The following is a 16,713-nucleotide window of genomic DNA, read 5'->3' on the forward strand; positions in this document are numbered from 1 at the left end:
ACCAGTGATATAATGACTAAAAATTTTTAGCTAAGCTTTTCTGTCAGAGTAACGTGATGAGAAAGTGCACCTACATTTCGGAGGTTCTATGGAGTTAAAGGATATTTTAAATTTGATTGATCGTTTTGAGCAAAGTGCATCGGTATCAATGACGATCAAGCTGGGCGACGACGAATTGTCGCTCAAAAAGGCCGAAGCCTACGCGCCCAAAACTGAAACCATCGTCGCTCCGCAGCCGGCCCCCGCCGCTGCGGCACCGGCTGTCCAAAGTGCAGTACCGGCCGACGATCAAACATCCACTCCCGTGCGGGGCGACACCATCAACGCGCCACTAGTCGGCACTTTTTATCATGCCGCTTCTCCCGATGATCCGCCGTATGTCACCGTCGGCCAGTCGGTAAAAAAGAACGAAACCATCGGCCTGATTGAAGCGATGAAGATGATGAGCGAAGTTCCGGCCCCCTTTGACTGCGTAATCGAAGAAATCCTCGTGGATAACGGGCAGCTCGCCGCCTACGACGAACCCTTGATGCGTGTTAGAAAGCTGTAATCCATGTTTCGAAGAATTTTAATCGCCAACCGGGGAGAGATTGCCGTCCGCGTGATCCGCGCCTGCCGGGAAATGGAAATCGAAACCGTCGCGGTTTATTCCAGCGCCGACGCCGACGCGCTTCACGTGCAGCTGGCCACCCGCTCGGTTTGCATCGGCCCGCCCCAGGCCGGCCAAAGCTACCTTAATATGGACGCTATTTTGCAAGTGGCCATCGCCACCCGCTGCGACGCCATCCATCCGGGCTACGGCTTCCTGTCGGAAAACGACGTCTTCTCGGATCGCTGCGCGGCGGAAGGGATCAAGTTTATCGGGCCCACCGGCGACGTTATCCGCCAGATGGGCAACAAATCGGCAGCCCGCAGCCTGATGCAAAAAAGCGGCGTGCCGGTGGTTCCCGGCAGCGACGGCAATGTAGATATTGAAACCGGCGCGGTCATCGCGGCAAAAATCGGTTACCCCGTGCTCGTCAAAGCCAGTGCCGGCGGCGGCGGCCGGGGCATGCGCCGGGTCGACAAACCGGAGGATTTCGCCGCGCTCTTCGCCGAAGCCCAATCCGAAACCATGACCAACTTTGGCGACGACAAAATGTACGTCGAAAAGCTCATCGTTAATCCCCACCACATCGAATTTCAGGTGATGGCCGACAGCAAAGGCAACGTCGTTCATTTTGGCGAGCGCGAATGCTCCATTCAGCGCAAGAACCAAAAACTCATGGAAGAAAGCCCCTCTCATCTGCTGACGCCGGAAGTGCGCGCCGCCATGGGAGACGCCGCCGTGACAGCCGCCAGGGCCGCCGGCTACGAAGGCGCGGGCACCATCGAATTCGTGATGGACGATGACCTTCATTATTATTTCATCGAAATGAACACCCGGATTCAGGTGGAACACCCCGTGACCGAAATGGTCTGCGATGTCGATTTGGTGCGCGAGCAGATTCGCGTGGCCGCCGGGCTGACCCTTGCCTACAAGCAGGCGGATATCTGCCAGCGGGGCTGGGCCATCGAGTGCCGCATCAATGCCGAAGACCCGATGAACGGCTTTCGCCCCTCCCCGGGGAAAACCAACTTTCTGCACTTTCCCGGCGGCTGCGGCATCCGCGTCGAATCGGCGCTTTATGTGGGCTACAATCCCAGCCCTTTTTACGACAGCATGGTCGCCAAGGTCATCGCCCACGGGGCCAACCGCCTCGAGGCCATTCAGCGCATGCGCCGCGCCCTGGAAGAGATTGTCATCGACGGTTACCCCACCACGGTCGAGCTGTGCTATCTGATTCTGCACGATCCGGTTTTTGTGCGCGGCAATTACAACACCGGCTTTCTCGAAAGCGAAATGGATGAATTGATGAAATGGAACCGCGTCGGTGCCGGACTCGATCCCATCGAGGTGAATCAATGAGCAAGAATCCTTTCCAAAAACGCAAACAGGAAATCTTCAATCTAAAAGCGATGCGGGAACGCCGCAGCATCACCACGATGCCCGACGCCATCCCCGTCCAGCAGCAAACCACCCTCTGTCCCCAGTGCGGTCACGCCCTGACCCTCGACGAATTGGAAAAGAATCTGCACGTTTGCCGTTGCGGTTACCATTTTCCCATCGGCTCCCATTATCGGCTCCAGCTCGTGCTCGACCCCGGAACCATCCGGGAGTTCGGCCGCAGCATCAAGCCTTTTGACTGGCTGCACTTCCCCGGTTATCCGGATAAGCTCAAGGCGCAGCGCCAAAAATCCGGCTCCACCGAGGCCGTTGCCACGGCCCAGGGCAAAATCGACGGCGTCAGCGTCGTCGTCGCGGTGATGGATACCCGCTTTTTTATGGGGAGCATGGGCTCCGCCGTCGGCGAGCGCATCACCCAGGCCATCGAGTACGCCACGAAAAAGAAATGGCCGCTGATTCTCTTTTGCGCCAGCGGCGGCGCCCGCATGCAGGAGGGAATCATCTCGCTGATGCAGATGGCCAAAACCTCGGCGGCGATGGAACGCTTTTCCCAAAAAGGCGGTCTGACTATCGTCTGCCTCACCCATCCGACCACCGGCGGCGTCACGGCGAGTTTTGCCATGCTCGGCGACATCACCCTGGCGGAGCCCGGCGCCCTCATCGGCTTTGCCGGCCCCCAGGTGATCGAGCAGACCATCGGCGAACAGCTGCCGGAAGGTTTTCAGCGCGCGGAATTTCAGCAGGCGCACGGTTTTGTGGATCAGATCGTTCCTCGGGATGCCATGCGCGACACGTTAAGCCAGCTGCTGGGATTGCATAAAACCTGAGGAGGAATCACGGTTGAAATCAACAAGCACGGATAAATCCAAAATCAGCCTGCGGGAGCTGGAAAGCCGCATCGATCACCTCGATCAGCGCCTCGCCGACATTGGCGACCCCATCACGCCGGCTCAGGTCATCCAGCGCCGGCAGTTTGAACGGGATCGCGCCGAGCTTCTCCACCTCTGCGCCCATCCCGATCCCGCCGATCGGGTTTTCCTCGCGCGTCACACCGGGCGTCCCGGCGTCGTGGACTACGTCGATCATCTGTTCACCGATTTTTTTGAACAGCGCGGCGACCGCCTCTTTCGGGAAGATCCGAGCATCTACGGCGGCATCGCCCGCTTTCACGGGCAACCGGTTACCGTCATCGGCACCCGCAAGGGTAAAACCCTCGACGAAAACCTGGCCTGCCATTTCGGCATGCCTTGCCCCGAGGGCTATCGCAAGGCCCTGCGTTTGATGCGCCAGGCCGCCAAATTTAAGCGGCCGATCATCACTTTCATCGACACGGCAGGGGCCTATCCCGGCAAAGAAGCCGAGGAAAACGGACAAGGCGAGGCCATCGCGAAAAACCTGGCCGTCATGAGCCGATTGCCGGTGCCCATCATCGCCGTCTTCACCGGTGAGGGCGGCAGCGGCGGTGCCCTGGCTCTCGGCGTGGGCAATCGCGTCATCATGCTCGAAAACGCCATCTACTCCATCCTGAGTCCCGAGGGCTTCGCCAGCATCCTGTGGAAGGATCCCGACCGCAGTGACGAGGCGTGCTCGGTAATGAAGCTCACCGCCCGGGATCTGAAGGATCTCAAGGTGGCCGACCGCATTATCCGCGAACCTTTGGGCGGCGCCCACCGCAACCCCGGCGCGGTTTATACCGCCCTCGACAGGGTATTAGCCGAAGAACTGAAGGGACTGAATAAAATGAGCGCTTCGGAATTAATAAACAAACGCTACGCCCGGTTTCGCGCCTACGGAGCAACGACGCCCAAAACGGCATCCAAGAAAGGAGACGCATGAACGGCATCAACATCATTGCGACCGGCTCGGCCACCCCAGTGAAGGTGGTCACCAACGACGACATGGCCCGGTTGGTCGACACCAGCGACGAGTGGATCACCGAACGCACCGGCATCCGCCGCCGCCGCTTCATCTCCGGAGACGAAAGCACCACCAGCCTGTCCATCACGGCCGGCTGGCGTGCCCTTCAGGCTTCGGGCATCCCGCCGGATCAAATCGGGGCCTGCATCGTCGCCACCATCACCCCGGACACCATGACCCCGAGCACGGCCAACAAAGTCGCCGCGGCGCTGGAACTGCCGACGGACATGCCCAGCCTCGATATCGGTGCGGCCTGTACCGGATTTATTTATGCCCTGCGCGTGGCCCAGGGGCTCGTCACCGCCGGCAGCGACCGACCTTACGCTCTGGTGATCGGCGCAGAATCGCTCTCGCGCTCCGCGGACATGACCGACCGCACCACCTGCGTGCTCTTTGCCGACGGGGCCGGCGCGGCGATCGTTAAAGCCGATCCCGACGCGGTTTTTCATAGCTGGCTCGGCGCCGAATACGCAGAGGCCATCGGCGTGCCCGGCGCGGGCAATCCCGACGGCCACATCACGATGGACGGCCGGCCGGTATTCCGTTTTGCCGTGCGCATCATTCCGAGGATCATCCGCCACATGCTCGCCATGAGCGGTCAGACGCTGGACGATATCGACCAGGTGATCTGCCACCAGGCCAACAGCCGGATCATCAATCACGCGGTGAAAAAACTCAAGGCCGATCCCGCAAAGTTTTATCAGAATCTGGACCATTTCGGCAACACCAGCGGTGCGAGCATTCCGCTGGCGCTGGACGAATTGGTCCAGATAGGGCGCATTGCACCCGGCGCGAGGCTGCTGCTCGCCGGCTTCGGCGGCGGCCTGACCTACGGCGGCACCGCCATCACCTACCGCGGCCCGGAAGGATGACCGCCAAACCCTCGCTTTTCGCATCACACACATGATGCCCATCGACTGCACTTGAAAGGAATTTTATGGAACGAATCAATACGCTGCTGCACACGCGCTATCCCTTTATTCAAGGGGGCATGGCCAATATCGCCACCGGGCGCTTTGCCGCTGCATCCTCCAATGCGGGAGGGCTCGGCCTTATCGCTTCCGGCGGGCTCGACGCCGAAACCATCCGCAAAGAAGTCCGGAAATGCCGCTCTCTGACGGATAATCCCTTCGGTCTGAACCTGATGCTCATGAACCCTGACGCGGACAACATCGCCCGCATGGCCATCGAGGAAAAAATTCCCGTCATTACCACCGGCGCCGGCAACCCCGGCAAATACATGGCCGATTGGAAAGCCGCCGGCATTCTGGTGGTCCCGGTGGTGGCCTCCGCCACGCTGGCCCGCCGCCTTGTTGCCGAAGGCGCAGACGCCGTCGTCGCCGAAGGCACCGAAAGCGGCGGTCACGTCGGCGACATCACCACGATGGCCCTGGTGCCCCAGGTGGCTGACGCGGTGGATGTCCCGGTGATCGCCGCCGGCGGCATTGCCGACGGCCGGGGCGTTGCCGCGGCCTATGCGCTGGGCGCGGCCGGGGTGCAGTTGGGCACCGTTCTGCTCGCCTCCGAGGAATGCCCGATTCACGAGCATTACAAACAGGCCGTGCTCAAGGCCAAGGATCGCAGCACCGTCGTCACCGGGCGAAGCTCCGGCGCCCCGGTGCGCGTTCTCAAAAATCAGATGACCAAGGCCTATCTGAAGGAAGAAGCCGCCGGCGCTGATTTGATAGCGCTGGAAAAATTTACCCTGGGCAGCCTGCGCAGGGCCGTGCGCGACGGCGACGTGAAAAACGGCAGCTTGATGGCCGGGCAGATCGCCGGCCTGGTGCACGAAATCCGCCCGCTGGCCGACATCTTCGAATCCTTAGACCGCGAGTCCCGGGATGTGATCGCCCGGCTGCAAACCCTTGTTTAAATCGTTAAATCCCAAGGAGAACTTATGACCATCGCATTTTTATACGCCGGCCAAGGCGCACAGCACGTCGGCATGGGCGCCGATCTTTACGAACGCTATCCGGCTTTTGCCAAAGTTTTTGATGAAGCGAAACTGCCCTTCGACTTGAAGGCCCTCTGCTTTAACGGCCCGGCCGAAAAGCTCAATCAAACGGCCTATACCCAGCCCGCCATGGTCGCCTTTGCCATCGGTGTAACCAATGTGCTGCGGGAAGTCGGCATTGTGCCCGACATGGCTGCAGGGCTTTCCCTCGGCGAATACTCGGCGCTCTACGCCGCCGGCGTCTGGGACGCCGCCACCACCCTCGACCTCATTGCCTTCCGCGGACAGGCCATGGCCAAGGCTTCTGAAGGGCTCGATGTGGGCATGGCCGCCGTGATGAATCTCGACCGCGATGCCCTCGCCGCTGTCTGCGCCGAAGCCGCCTCGGCCGGCGTGGTGGAAATGGCCAATTTCAACTGTCCGGGGCAGGTCGTCATCTCCGGCGACAAAGCTGCCGTCGACCGCGCCTGCGAACTCGCCAAGGCCGCCGGCGCGCGCCGCTGTGTGCCGCTGGCCGTATCCGGCCCCTTCCACACGAGCTTTATGAAGCCGGCCGGCGACGCCTTGGCCCAGAAATTCCGGGCGATCCCCTTTAACGAACCCCGCATCCCGGTGCTCTTCAACACCCTCGGCGACGTCAAACCCGAGGGTGTGAGCATCCCCGAGCTGCTCGAAAAACAAGTGCAAAGCCCGGTCTATCTGGAAGAGACCATCCGCAAGATGGCCGACCTGGGCGTCGATACTTTTGTGGAGATCGGTCCGGGCAAAGCCCTTTCTGGCTTTGTCAAGAAAACCCTGCGCGGCACCAAGCCCCTGCGGGTGGAAACCGCGGATGATATCGAAGCGTTGAAAACTGTTTTAGCTTAATCGGCCGCTGGCCAAAGGAGAATTTATGAGCGAACATCAAACAGAAATCCGCACGGCCCTGGTGACCGGCGGCAGCCGGGGCATCGGCCGAGCCGTTTGCCTGGCGCTGGCCGCCAAAGGACTCAACGTCGTCGTCAACTACGCCGGCAACGAAACCGCCGCCGCCGAAACCGTCATCGCCTGCCGGGACACCAACCCCGGCGTTGTAGCAATAGCCATTCAGGCCGATGTCGCCGACGCGGATGCCGTCACCGCTATGGTGGCCCGCATCAAGAAAGAATTCGGCCGCATCGATGTGCTGGTCAACAACGCGGGCATCACCCGGGACAACCTCATCATGATGACGAAGCCCGAGGATTTTGACGCCGTGATCACCACCAATCTGCGCGGGGCCTTTTTATGCACCAAAGCGGTTTCCCGCCTGATGATGAAGCAGCGCTACGGGCGCATCGTCAATCTGAGCTCCGTCGTCGGGCTGCGGGGCAATGCCGGCCAGACGGCTTATGCCGCCTCAAAAGCCGGCATCATCGGCCTGACCAAATCCGTCGCCAAAGAACTGGCCAGCCGGGGCATCACCGCCAACGCCGTGGCACCGGGCTTTATCGAGACGGACATGACCGACGCCTTAAACGACGAACAAAAGGCCGACGCCGCTGGGGACATCCCCCTGAAGCGCCTGGGTGCCCCGGAGGACGTGGCCCACGCGGTAGCCTTCCTCGCAGACGAGGACAGCGGTTATATCACCGGTCAGATTTTGGCGGTGGACGGCGGCATGGCCGTTTAAGCATTCAAGACGAAAGGACTTTTTATGAATCAAAGACGTGTTGTCATCACCGGGATGGGGACGGTCAACCCGCTGGGCAATGACACGGCGGCCAGCTGGGCCGCGGCCAAAGCCGGACAAAACGGCATCGCCCCCATCACCCAATTCAACGCCGGCGATTTGAAGGTGCAGATTGCCGGTGAAGTGAAAGACCTGGACATCAATCCGGTTATCAGCCGCAAGGATGCCCGTCACATGGATCGCTTCACCCAGTTTGCCATGGTAGCCGCCCACGAAGCCATGACAGCTGCCGGACTCGATATGGCCCGCGAGGCCGATCCCACCCGCTGCGGGGTGATTTTTTCCAGCGGCATCGGCGGCATCGGCACCATCGCCGACTCCCAGGACCGAGGGCGCGACAAAGGCTTCGACCGGGTTTCCCCCTTCTTCGTACCGTCGAGCATCGCCAATATGGCCGCCGGACAAATCGCCATCGCCTACGGCTTTCAGGGCTACAGCACCTGCGTCGTCACCGCCTGCGCCTCGAGCAACAACGCCATCGGCGACGCCTTCCGCCAGATCCGCGACGGCTATGCCGACGTGATGATGGCCGGCGGGGCAGAGGCCAGCGTCACACCGCTGTGCATCGGGGGCTTCACCAGCATGAAGGCCCTGTGCACCACCAACGATCCGGACCGCGCCTCCATGCCCTTTGACGCCGATCGCTCGGGCTTCGTTATGGGCGAGGGCGCCGGCGCGCTGATCCTCGAATCCCTGGAACATGCCGAAGCCCGGGGCGCCGCCATCCTCGGCGAGGTTGTGGGCTACGGCACATCCACCGACGCCTACCACATCACCGCTCCCCAGCCGGAAGGCCGCGGCGCCATCGTCGCCATGCAAAAGGCCCTGAGCGATGCGGACATCGCACCGGACGCCATCGACTACATCAACGCCCATGGCACCAGCACCAGCATGAACGATGCCATTGAAACCAAAGCCGTCAAAGGCGTCTTCGGCGATCATGCCAAGGCCCTGGCCATAAGCTCCACCAAAAGCATGACAGGCCATTTGCTGGGGGCCACCGGCGCGATTGAAGCGATCTTTACCCTTTGCGCGCTGCGCGACGGCTTTATCCCGCCGACCATCGGCTACCGCACGCCGGATCCCGAATGCGATCTCGATATCGTGCCGAACAAAGGCCGCGCGGCCGATCTGCGCTACGCCCTGTCCAACGGGCTGGGCTTCGGCGGACACAACGCCGTCGTCGTTATGAAAAAATGGGGGGACTGACATGACCGAACCCCGTCCGTTAACCATCGACGAAATCATGCAGATCCTGCCCCACCGCTATCCCTTTCTGCTGGTGGACCGCATCACCGATCACATCCCCGGCGAGCGGGCCTGCGGCATCAAGTGCGTCTCCGCCAATGAAATGCAGTTTCTCGGCCACTTCCCGGGTTATCCGGTGATGCCCGGCGTGCTCATCGTGGAGGCGATGGCTCAGGTCGGTGCCATCGCCCTGCTTTCGATGCCGGAGAACCGCGGCAAACTCGCCTTCTTCGGCGGTATTAAGAACGCCCGCTTCAAAAAACAAGTGACGCCCGGCGACGTGATGACCATCGAAACCGAAATCACCGGCATGCGCGGGTCGGTCGGCACCGGTCAGGGCACCGTGCGCGTCGACGGCAAACTCGCCTGCCGCGCCGAAATTACCTTCGCCCTTTCCGATCCGGCCTAATCGACACATTTTTTCTGCACTTTTTTTCTTTTACAATTTTTAGAGGTAGCACGACAATGAACGCATTTGAAAAACCTTTGGATGAAATTTACCGCAAACTCAAATTGTATTTTTACCGGGAAATGGCCCTGCACACCAACCGCGAGGACAATGGTCTGTCCATCACCGAATCCTTTTGCATGGAGTCCATCTATACGCTGGATCATCCCACCATTGCCCAGTTTGCCAATTTCATGAATATCTCTTCCCCCAACGCGACCTATAAAATCCATCACCTGATCGCCAAGGGCTATCTCGAGAAAATTCAATCCCCCAGGGATAAACGGGAATACTATCTGCAGCCCACCGAAAAATACATGCGCTATCACGCGATGAACAGGAGCGGCTATGACGAAACCATGAAGCGCATCGGCGAGCATTTCCCGACCCACGAACTCGAAAAGCTCAACGAGCTTTTAACCACGATCAACGAAGAATTGGTCAAGCCTTTTCCCGCCAAATAATTCACTAAAAAACGGCGCTGAGCGAATCAGCGCTGTTTTTTAGTTTTCCGAAGACTTATTTTTCGCCGCATCAAGCCGCAAAATTTCCGCCGCCAGGGACTTGTCGATATACAGATAATCAGCCATCCCGCCGTGCAGGCAGGCCAGCACTGCGGCGGCCTTTTCCGTTCCGGCTGCCACCACCAGCTTGCTCGGGACACGCCGGATCGTCGCCAGCGGCGTTGCGACCACCCGAGCGTCCAGCGCCCGATCCGCCACTTGGCCGGCCGCATCCACAAAATGAGAGCAAATATCGCCAACCGCGCGCCTGCACAGGCGATCGTAGGCCGCAGGCGCAAAATAGCCCATCTGATAGAGCGCCGTGCCCTGCCCCATCGCCCCCACCGAATACACCGCCACATCACAGCGAGCCGCCAGCGTTAGGATACGGTTGACCGACGAATCGCTTTTAATCGCGCCAGCGATGGCCGGGGTATCCACCAGCGCCGGTGCCGGCAGCAAATATCCCTCGGCGTTTAAGGCGTCCACAAAATCCCGGACCACCGCCGCCGTCCCGGTTTCATAAAGCGCCTTCGATAAGCCGCCGTTGAGCTGGATCACCGAGACGCCTTGGTGGTCCGTCTTAGACAGCACCTTCCCCAAAGTCGACATCGTGTTGCCCCAGGCAACCCCCACCACCGAGCCGTTTGCCACCACGCGGCCCAGATCCTCCGCTAACGCCGCACAAATATCCCGGCGCAGAATATCCCGATTGCCCACCACATCGGGGAGCACCGTCGCTTTTTTAAGCCCAAAACGCGCAGTCAGGGCATCCTCGATGGCCGTGAAGCTGTGCTTCGGCTCCACAATCGCAATCTGCACCATCCCCCTGTCTGACGCGGCCTTAATCAACCGGCTCACCGTCGACTTGGACAAATGCTCCCGCCGGGCGATTTCAATCTGGCTCAAATGCAGTTCGTAATGCAGTTTGGCCACCCGCAGAATTTGATTCGCCCGATATTGATCTTTCCTGTCGGCATCTTCCACCTCTCGTTTATCCCTGCAAAATAATCCGCGCATCGTGATTTCACTGAACCAAAATTCATCGTTTTGGGATTTCTCCCATAATATGAAATTTATTTGACACCGTTCACCGCGCCTCCTATAATACCATTAACGGCGATCGCAAACGATCGACAAACCGCACCCCTTTTTTGATTTCAAATGCTTTCAGGAGGCAAATTTATGGCAACCATCACTTTTATCGGCGCCGGTCAAATGGCATCTGCCCTCACGTTTCCCGCTTTCGAAAACGGCCATGAAGTCCGGCTTGTCGGCACGCCCCTCGACCGCGACATCATCGACGGCCTGCGGCGCGACAATTTCCACATCACCTTAAAGCGCACCCTGCACAACGGCATCCACTATTATCAGGTTGAAGAAATGCGCGACGCCATCGACGGCGCCGACGCGATTCTCGGCGGCGTCTCGAGCTTCGGCGTCGACTGGTTCGCCGAAGAAGTGCTCCCCAACATCCCGCAGAACGTGCCGCTGATCTCCGTGACCAAGGGCATGATCGACCAGGAAGACGGCTCCATGCAGACCTATCCCGAATTCTGGGAAAGCACCGAAGCCGGCAGCAAGCTGAACATCAACGCCATCGGCGGCCCCTGCACCAGCTACGAGCTGGCCGATAAGGACGACTCCGCCGTGACCTTCTGCGGCCGCGACATCGAAACCCTGCGCTACCTGAAAGGCCTGTTCACCACCGATTATTATCACGTCAGCCTCTCCACAGACGTCGTCGGCGTGGAGTGTGCCGTCGCTCTGAAAAACGCCTATGCGCTGGGCGTCTCCCTGGCTGTCGGCCTGGCCGAAAAACGCGAGGGCATCGGCGTTCTGCACTACAACTCCCAGGCGGCCCTCTTTGGCCAGGGCGTGCGCGAAATGCGCAAACTCCTGAACCTGGTCGGCGGCGGGGACGACAATATCGTTTTGGGCGCCGGCGACCTTTACGTCACCGTCTTCGGCGGGCGCACCCGTAAAATCGGCACCCTGCTCGGCCAGGGCCTGAGCTTTGAAGACGCCATGGCCGAACTGGCCGGAGTCACCCTCGAATCCATCGTCATCGCTACCCGCACGGCCCGTGCCGTGAAAAAGCTGGTGACCGCCGGCAAGGTGAACGCGGCCGACTTCCCCCTGCTTCTCCACGTCGACGCCATCATCAACGGCGGCGAACCCGTCAACATCCCGTGGAAGGCCTTCGAAACGGAAACCGTGCTTTAAGCCTAAACCGCTTATAAAAAAAGCAGCTCGTGAGAGCTGCTTTTTTGCGCCCAATCGGCCATCACGGACCGATGGTAAAGCTGTCCACCGTTTTCATATCATAACCAAACCCCGAACCGACATCATCAACCGTCCCCTTCACAGTAATGGGCTTCCCGACCTGACTTTTCGCGATCGCGTCGCGGTCTTCCCGCTTGGTCAGCCAGCAGGTAATGTCCGCCCCGTATTGGAAATCACTGGCCGTCACCTTGAAATTGGACCCGTAGGGATCGATGGATTTGATCACCCCGGTAATCTCGAGGGGCTTGCCTTCGTATTGTTTTTCAGCAGCGGTCGCATCGTTCAGCCATTGTTTAAGCAAATCACCGGCCGTCACCTTGGTGTAGGTTGGTTCCGTTTGGGTGACTTTCTTTTTCTTGGGCGTCGCCGCTTTTTTCTGCCCCAGAACACCGTCGAGCAGACCGATCTGCCAGGCCGCAAACGCGGCGGCGGCGATCACCACCAATACGATCAGCGGGTAGATCCAGTTATGAGAACGTTTGGGCTGATCGCCTGCACCCGACACCGGCTTTAGTTTTTCCGCCGTTACCCGGGCTTTATCCTCCACCACCACTTCTTTGGGCGGGGCTGCCGGAACCACCAGCGCGTCGCCTCTCGGCTGAGCAGATCCATCTGATGCCGTTTCATCCCAAGCGAGCAGATCTGGCGGATCCGATTCCATCGACACGTCATTACCCGTATCCGCAGCAGTCGCCTGTGAATCGGAGTCTCCCTGTCCTTCAGCCATCACCTGATCCGGCTCCGAAAGGCCGGAAAACTGTTTCGTCACCGGCTGCCCGGCAAAAACCCGGGCCACCGCCTTTTTGTAAACAGCCATTCCCCGTTCGGAGCCCATCATTAAAATTTCCGTTCGATCGCCTGCGGCTGCAATGTGCATCTCGATAGGTTCTCCTTCGGCGGCGGCTGTGATTACCCCCCGGCTGCGATCCGCCATGATCTCGTCAAAGCCCGCTGATTCCAGAGCAGCCAGACTATTGGTCATCCAGAGTTCTGCAGATCCTCTGGCCTTTAAACGTTTTTTCATGCGGTTCCCCTCTATTAATTTTATCTTTTTAATCATATCATCGATAATGTTTTCAAACAATAGTTTTAGCAACTTTTCTTATCTTCGGCTCCTTTTTTAACCAAAAAACGCAAAAGGTGCCGGCAGGTGAACCCCGGCATCTTTTGCGCTTATTAGGATCCCGATCGCTCGGGATGGATCGTGTGCTTCAGCACATTACCATTATACCTATAGGGGTATTGGATGTCAATAAAATCTGTATTCTTTCTCTGATAAACAGATGTAATTTTTGCATTCCAAATTCATCTTTATTTTTACAAAAATAAACATATTTATTATTTATCGAGATATTTTATCTTTATTTCGATTATTTCTATTAGGTTTAAGAATATTTGTAAAAATCAGCTTGACATCCACTTGCAATCCTCCTATAATGAAATTGTCTTAAAATGTTTTCATCTATTATCTTTCCAAGCAAACAACGATTTTCAGATACGGAGAAATTCATGAAAAAAATAGTCGATGACGAACGTCTCATGATTAAAATCTGTGACATGTACTACAATCAGGATATGAATCAAAAGACCATTTCGTCCAAATTGGGCCTATCCCGCCCGACCATTTCCCGTATCATTAGCAATGCCAAGGACAGCGGCATTGTGACCATTTCCATTAAAAATCTCGAATCGACCAATTATGTCGAACTTGAACACGCCATCGAAACCATCTACAACCTCAAAGAAGTGATCGTCGTCGATCACAAAAGCAATCCCGAGACCCAAAAGAAAGAGCTGGGCCGCGTGGCCGCCGATTATCTCACCCGCATCATCAAAGACCACAACGTCGTCGGCGTTTCGATGGGCTCTACCCTTTTTGAAGTCGCCGAACATATTCACGATGCCACAGCCAAAAACGTTTTTTTCGTGCCGCTGATCGGCGGCATGGGACATCTGCGCAGCGAACTCCACTCCAACTCCCTGGTCGAGGCGCTGGCCCGCAAGTTCGACGGCAAATTCATTCCCATGCACGCGCCGGCGCGCGTTGCCAACCGCACCATCCGCAGTGAATTCCAAAATGAAGCCAGCATTTCCCGGGTCATTCGGGAGTGCGACGATCTGGACGTGGCCATCGTCGGCATCGGCACCCCCAATAAAAGCTCCGCCATCATGGCGACGGGCTATTACACCGACGCCGAGATGAAACACATGCAGTCTGTCGGCGTCATCGGCGACATCTGTATGCAGTTTTACGACGCGGGCGGCAGCACGACCCCTTTCAAAAAGCAGAACACCGTCATCGGCATCGAAATCAAGAAACTGCGCAAAGTGCCCCACGCCATCGGCATCGCCACCGGCCTCGAAAAAGTCCCTGCCATCAAGGGAGCCATCAACGGGCGTTACATCAACACCCTCATCACCGATATTGACTGCGCCAAAGAGCTGGCGCAGAACAATTAATATATTTTTTCCATTCGTCTTTTCAATTTTTAGTATTTTTAGCTCAAAGGAGAAACCCATGAACGAAATCCTGAATCTGCCCATTAACGACATGGCGCGCACGGAATTTGACTGCTCGTGCGGCAAGCACCACAATTTTTCCATCCACGACGTGGCCATCGGCAGCAGCGCCATCGAAAAATTGCCGGAAATCGCGGCACCCTTCAAGGAAGGACAAATCCTGATGGTGTATGACAATAACACCTACGCAGCCGCCGGTAAAAAGGCTCATCAACTGATGGCCGATGCGGGATTTAACGTCAAGGAGCTCCTCTTTGACCGCGGCGACGACGTGCTCGTTCCGGATGAATCTGTCGTCGGGCGCATCCTGCAGGAGCTCTCCGGCCCCACCCCGGAAGACACCAGACTGATTGTCGGCGTCGGCTCTGGCTCGATCAACGACTCCTGCAAATACGTTTCTTTCCACTGCCACCTGCCCTACATCATCGTCGGCACCGCGCCCTCAATGGACGGCTATGTGTCTGACGGCGCGCCGCTGATGGCCGCCGGCCGCAAAATTTCCTATCCGGCCCATCTGGCCTACGGCGTCATCGGCGACACCGATATCATGAAGGATGCCCCCCAGGAACTGATCGCCGCCGGCTTCGGTGACGTGGTGGGCAAGATCACCGCCATCGCCGACTGGGATCTGGCCGTGAAGGTCAAAGGGGATTACCGCTGCGACACCTGTGTCGAGCTGGTGAACCGCGCGCTGGAAAAATGCTTCGCCAAAGCGGATCTGCTGCCCAAGCGCGATGAAGAGGCCATCAAATATCTGATTGAAGCGCTGACCTTAACCGGGGTGGCCATGGCGCTCATTAAAATCTCCCGCCCGGCCTCCGGCGCCGAACACATGCTCTCCCATTTCTGGGAAATGGACTACATCGCCCGCGGTCTCAACCCGATCCACCACGGCCTGCAAGTCGGCGTCGCCACACCGGTCATCGCCCGCTTCTTTGAAGAACTCGCGGATATCCTGCCGGAAGGCACCGGCGCCCTCTGCCCATCCCACGAAGAAATTGAAAAGCTGCTGGCCAGCGGCGGCGCGCCGGTCACCCCGAAAGACATCGGCCTGTCCCGGGAACTCTTCCGCGCCAGCCTCATCGGCGGCTACAAGGTGCGCCCGCGCTATTCCGTGATGGAATTCGCCGCAGAGCACGGCCGCCTCGAAACCATCGCCGACAAAATCACCGCCGAATACTACGACTAAGACTAAAATTCACGATCCAATCGCCTAAATTTTCTGCCCGCTGTGGCCAATCCGCCGCAGTGGGTGTACGATTACATTGAGCTGTAAACGTCATTCTTAATAACCAAAGGAGAAACCATGCTACCCAAGAATCAGGCCCTTGACGGCGTCAAATTGTTCGTTTTGGATATGGACGGCACCGTTTATCTCGGCAACAATCTCATCGACGGCTCTCTGGACTTTATCCGCCAGGTCGATGCCGATCCGGACCGCGATTTTATCTTCTTCACCAACAATGCTTCCCGGGTTCCGGAGGTCTATGTGGACAAGCTGGCCAAAATGGGCCTGACGGTCACCAAAGATAAAATCGTCACCGCCGGGGATGTCTGCGCCGAATTCCTTGAGGAAAACTATCCCGGCGCGAAGATTTACCTCAACGGAACGCCGCTGCTCGAAAACAACTGGCGCGAGCGCGGTCTCAACCTCGTCGACGACGATCCGGACGTAGCCGTGCAAAGCTTCGACACGACCCTGACCTACGACAAGCTGGACAAGATCTGCCGTTATGTGCGAAACGGGGTGCCCTTTATCGCCACCCACATGGACACCAACTGTCCGACGGAAGACGGTTATATGCCCGACTGCGGCGCCATGTGCACCCTGATCACCGATTCCACCGGCGTACGTCCCCGTTTCCTCGGCAAACCGTGGAAGGAAACCGTCGACATGATCACCGCCATTACCGGCTACCCGAAGGAAACCATCGCCTTCGTGGGCGACCGGCTTTATACCGATGTGGCCACCGGCGTGAACAACGGCGCCCGGGGCTTCCTCGTGCTCACCGGTGAAGCCGACATGCAAACCGTCGCCGAATCCGACGTCGAGCCCACCTGCATTTACAATTCCCTGAAGGAAATGCGCGAATATCTTTAGGCCCGCGCCCCTTCCAAATTTTAGTATTCAAGGAGAGA

17 protein-coding genes are annotated in these 16,713 nt (G+C 58.2%); 15 read left to right on the plus strand and 2 right to left on the minus strand.

Annotated elements, in window-relative coordinates; translation table 11 throughout:
• Positions 1-88 precede the first annotated feature (88 nt).
• The 11 genes from accB (at position 89) to HMPREF0721_RS07655 (ending at position 9,729) form a co-directional block, all read left to right on the plus strand.
• Positions 89-550 carry an acetyl-CoA carboxylase biotin carboxyl carrier protein gene (gene accB / locus HMPREF0721_RS07605; RefSeq protein WP_006599092.1) on the plus strand — a complete coding sequence of 154 codons (462 nt, stop codon included), beginning with the start codon at positions 89-91 and terminating at the stop codon, positions 548-550.
• A gap of 3 nt (positions 551-553) precedes the next feature.
• Positions 554-1,948, plus strand: coding sequence for an acetyl-CoA carboxylase biotin carboxylase subunit (gene accC / locus HMPREF0721_RS07610; protein ID WP_006599093.1), 1,395 nt, complete (start codon positions 554-556; stop codon positions 1,946-1,948).
• Positions 1,945-2,814 carry an acetyl-CoA carboxylase, carboxyltransferase subunit beta gene (gene accD, locus HMPREF0721_RS07615; protein WP_006599094.1) on the plus strand — a complete coding sequence of 290 codons (870 nt, stop codon included), beginning with the start codon at positions 1,945-1,947 and terminating at the stop codon, positions 2,812-2,814. Before accC ends, accD begins: the two co-directional genes overlap by 4 nt.
• Positions 2,815-2,827: 13 nt before the next feature.
• Positions 2,828-3,823, plus strand: coding sequence for an acetyl-CoA carboxylase carboxyltransferase subunit alpha (locus tag HMPREF0721_RS07620; RefSeq protein WP_006599095.1), 996 nt, complete (start codon positions 2,828-2,830; stop codon positions 3,821-3,823).
• Positions 3,820-4,776 (plus strand): beta-ketoacyl-ACP synthase 3, encoded by a 957-nt coding sequence (locus tag HMPREF0721_RS07625; protein ID WP_006599096.1) that lies wholly within the window; start codon positions 3,820-3,822, stop codon positions 4,774-4,776. Before HMPREF0721_RS07620 ends, HMPREF0721_RS07625 begins: the two co-directional genes overlap by 4 nt.
• Positions 4,777-4,841: 65 nt before the next feature.
• Positions 4,842-5,777: a nitronate monooxygenase gene (locus tag HMPREF0721_RS07630; protein WP_006599097.1), complete on the plus strand. Its 936-nt coding sequence runs from the start codon at positions 4,842-4,844 to the stop codon at positions 5,775-5,777.
• A 24-nt stretch (positions 5,778-5,801) separates the two neighbouring features.
• Positions 5,802-6,725, plus strand: coding sequence for an ACP S-malonyltransferase (fabD, locus tag HMPREF0721_RS07635; protein ID WP_006599098.1), 924 nt, complete (start codon positions 5,802-5,804; stop codon positions 6,723-6,725).
• A 25-nt stretch (positions 6,726-6,750) separates the two neighbouring features.
• Positions 6,751-7,509, plus strand: a complete 759-nt coding sequence (gene fabG / locus HMPREF0721_RS07640) for a 3-oxoacyl-[acyl-carrier-protein] reductase (protein WP_006599099.1) — start codon at positions 6,751-6,753, stop codon at positions 7,507-7,509.
• A gap of 24 nt (positions 7,510-7,533) precedes the next feature.
• Positions 7,534-8,778 carry a beta-ketoacyl-ACP synthase II gene (gene fabF / locus HMPREF0721_RS07645; RefSeq protein ID WP_006599100.1) on the plus strand — a complete coding sequence of 415 codons (1,245 nt, stop codon included), beginning with the start codon at positions 7,534-7,536 and terminating at the stop codon, positions 8,776-8,778.
• A 1-nt stretch (position 8,779) separates the two neighbouring features.
• The gene (gene fabZ, locus HMPREF0721_RS07650) at positions 8,780-9,226 is read left to right on the plus strand and encodes a 3-hydroxyacyl-ACP dehydratase FabZ (RefSeq protein ID WP_006599101.1); all 447 of its coding nucleotides are present in this window, start codon (positions 8,780-8,782) and stop codon (positions 9,224-9,226) included.
• A gap of 56 nt (positions 9,227-9,282) precedes the next feature.
• Positions 9,283-9,729: a MarR family transcriptional regulator gene (locus HMPREF0721_RS07655; protein WP_006599102.1), complete on the plus strand. Its 447-nt coding sequence runs from the start codon at positions 9,283-9,285 to the stop codon at positions 9,727-9,729.
• Between the two features lie 39 nt (positions 9,730-9,768).
• Here HMPREF0721_RS07655 and HMPREF0721_RS07660 read toward each other — a convergent pair whose 3' ends face one another.
• The gene (locus tag HMPREF0721_RS07660) at positions 9,769-10,788 is read right to left on the minus strand and encodes a sugar-binding transcriptional regulator (RefSeq protein WP_006599103.1); all 1,020 of its coding nucleotides are present in this window, start codon (positions 10,786-10,788) and stop codon (positions 9,769-9,771) included.
• Positions 10,789-10,953: 165 nt separating this feature from the next.
• Between HMPREF0721_RS07660 and HMPREF0721_RS07665 the strand changes: the two genes are divergently transcribed.
• Complete coding sequence (locus HMPREF0721_RS07665; protein ID WP_040639987.1) at positions 10,954-11,994, plus strand: NAD(P)H-dependent glycerol-3-phosphate dehydrogenase; 1,041 nt, start codon at positions 10,954-10,956, stop codon at positions 11,992-11,994.
• 61 nt (positions 11,995-12,055) lie between these two features.
• Here HMPREF0721_RS07665 and HMPREF0721_RS07670 read toward each other — a convergent pair whose 3' ends face one another.
• Positions 12,056-13,078 carry an OB-fold protein gene (locus HMPREF0721_RS07670; protein WP_156788718.1) on the minus strand — a complete coding sequence of 341 codons (1,023 nt, stop codon included), beginning with the start codon at positions 13,076-13,078 and terminating at the stop codon, positions 12,056-12,058.
• Positions 13,079-13,563: 485 nt separating this feature from the next.
• Between HMPREF0721_RS07670 and HMPREF0721_RS07675 the strand changes: the two genes are divergently transcribed.
• The 3 genes from HMPREF0721_RS07675 to HMPREF0721_RS07685 all read left to right on the plus strand — a co-directional run bounded on the left by HMPREF0721_RS07675 (position 13,564) and on the right by HMPREF0721_RS07685 (position 16,675).
• On the plus strand, positions 13,564-14,514 hold the full coding sequence (locus HMPREF0721_RS07675) for a sugar-binding transcriptional regulator (protein WP_040639988.1): 951 nt from the start codon (positions 13,564-13,566) through the stop codon (positions 14,512-14,514).
• 58 nt (positions 14,515-14,572) lie between these two features.
• Entirely contained in the window at positions 14,573-15,763 is a 1,191-nt protein-coding gene (locus tag HMPREF0721_RS07680) for a sn-glycerol-1-phosphate dehydrogenase (protein ID WP_006599107.1), read from the plus strand.
• Between the two features lie 117 nt (positions 15,764-15,880).
• Positions 15,881-16,675: an HAD-IIA family hydrolase gene (locus tag HMPREF0721_RS07685; RefSeq protein ID WP_006599108.1), complete on the plus strand. Its 795-nt coding sequence runs from the start codon at positions 15,881-15,883 to the stop codon at positions 16,673-16,675.
• The last annotated feature ends 38 nt before the right edge of the window (positions 16,676-16,713 follow it).

This window comes from Pseudoramibacter alactolyticus ATCC 23263, assembly GCF_000185505.1.
Lineage (GTDB): Bacteria > Bacillota > Clostridia > Eubacteriales > Eubacteriaceae > Pseudoramibacter > Pseudoramibacter alactolyticus.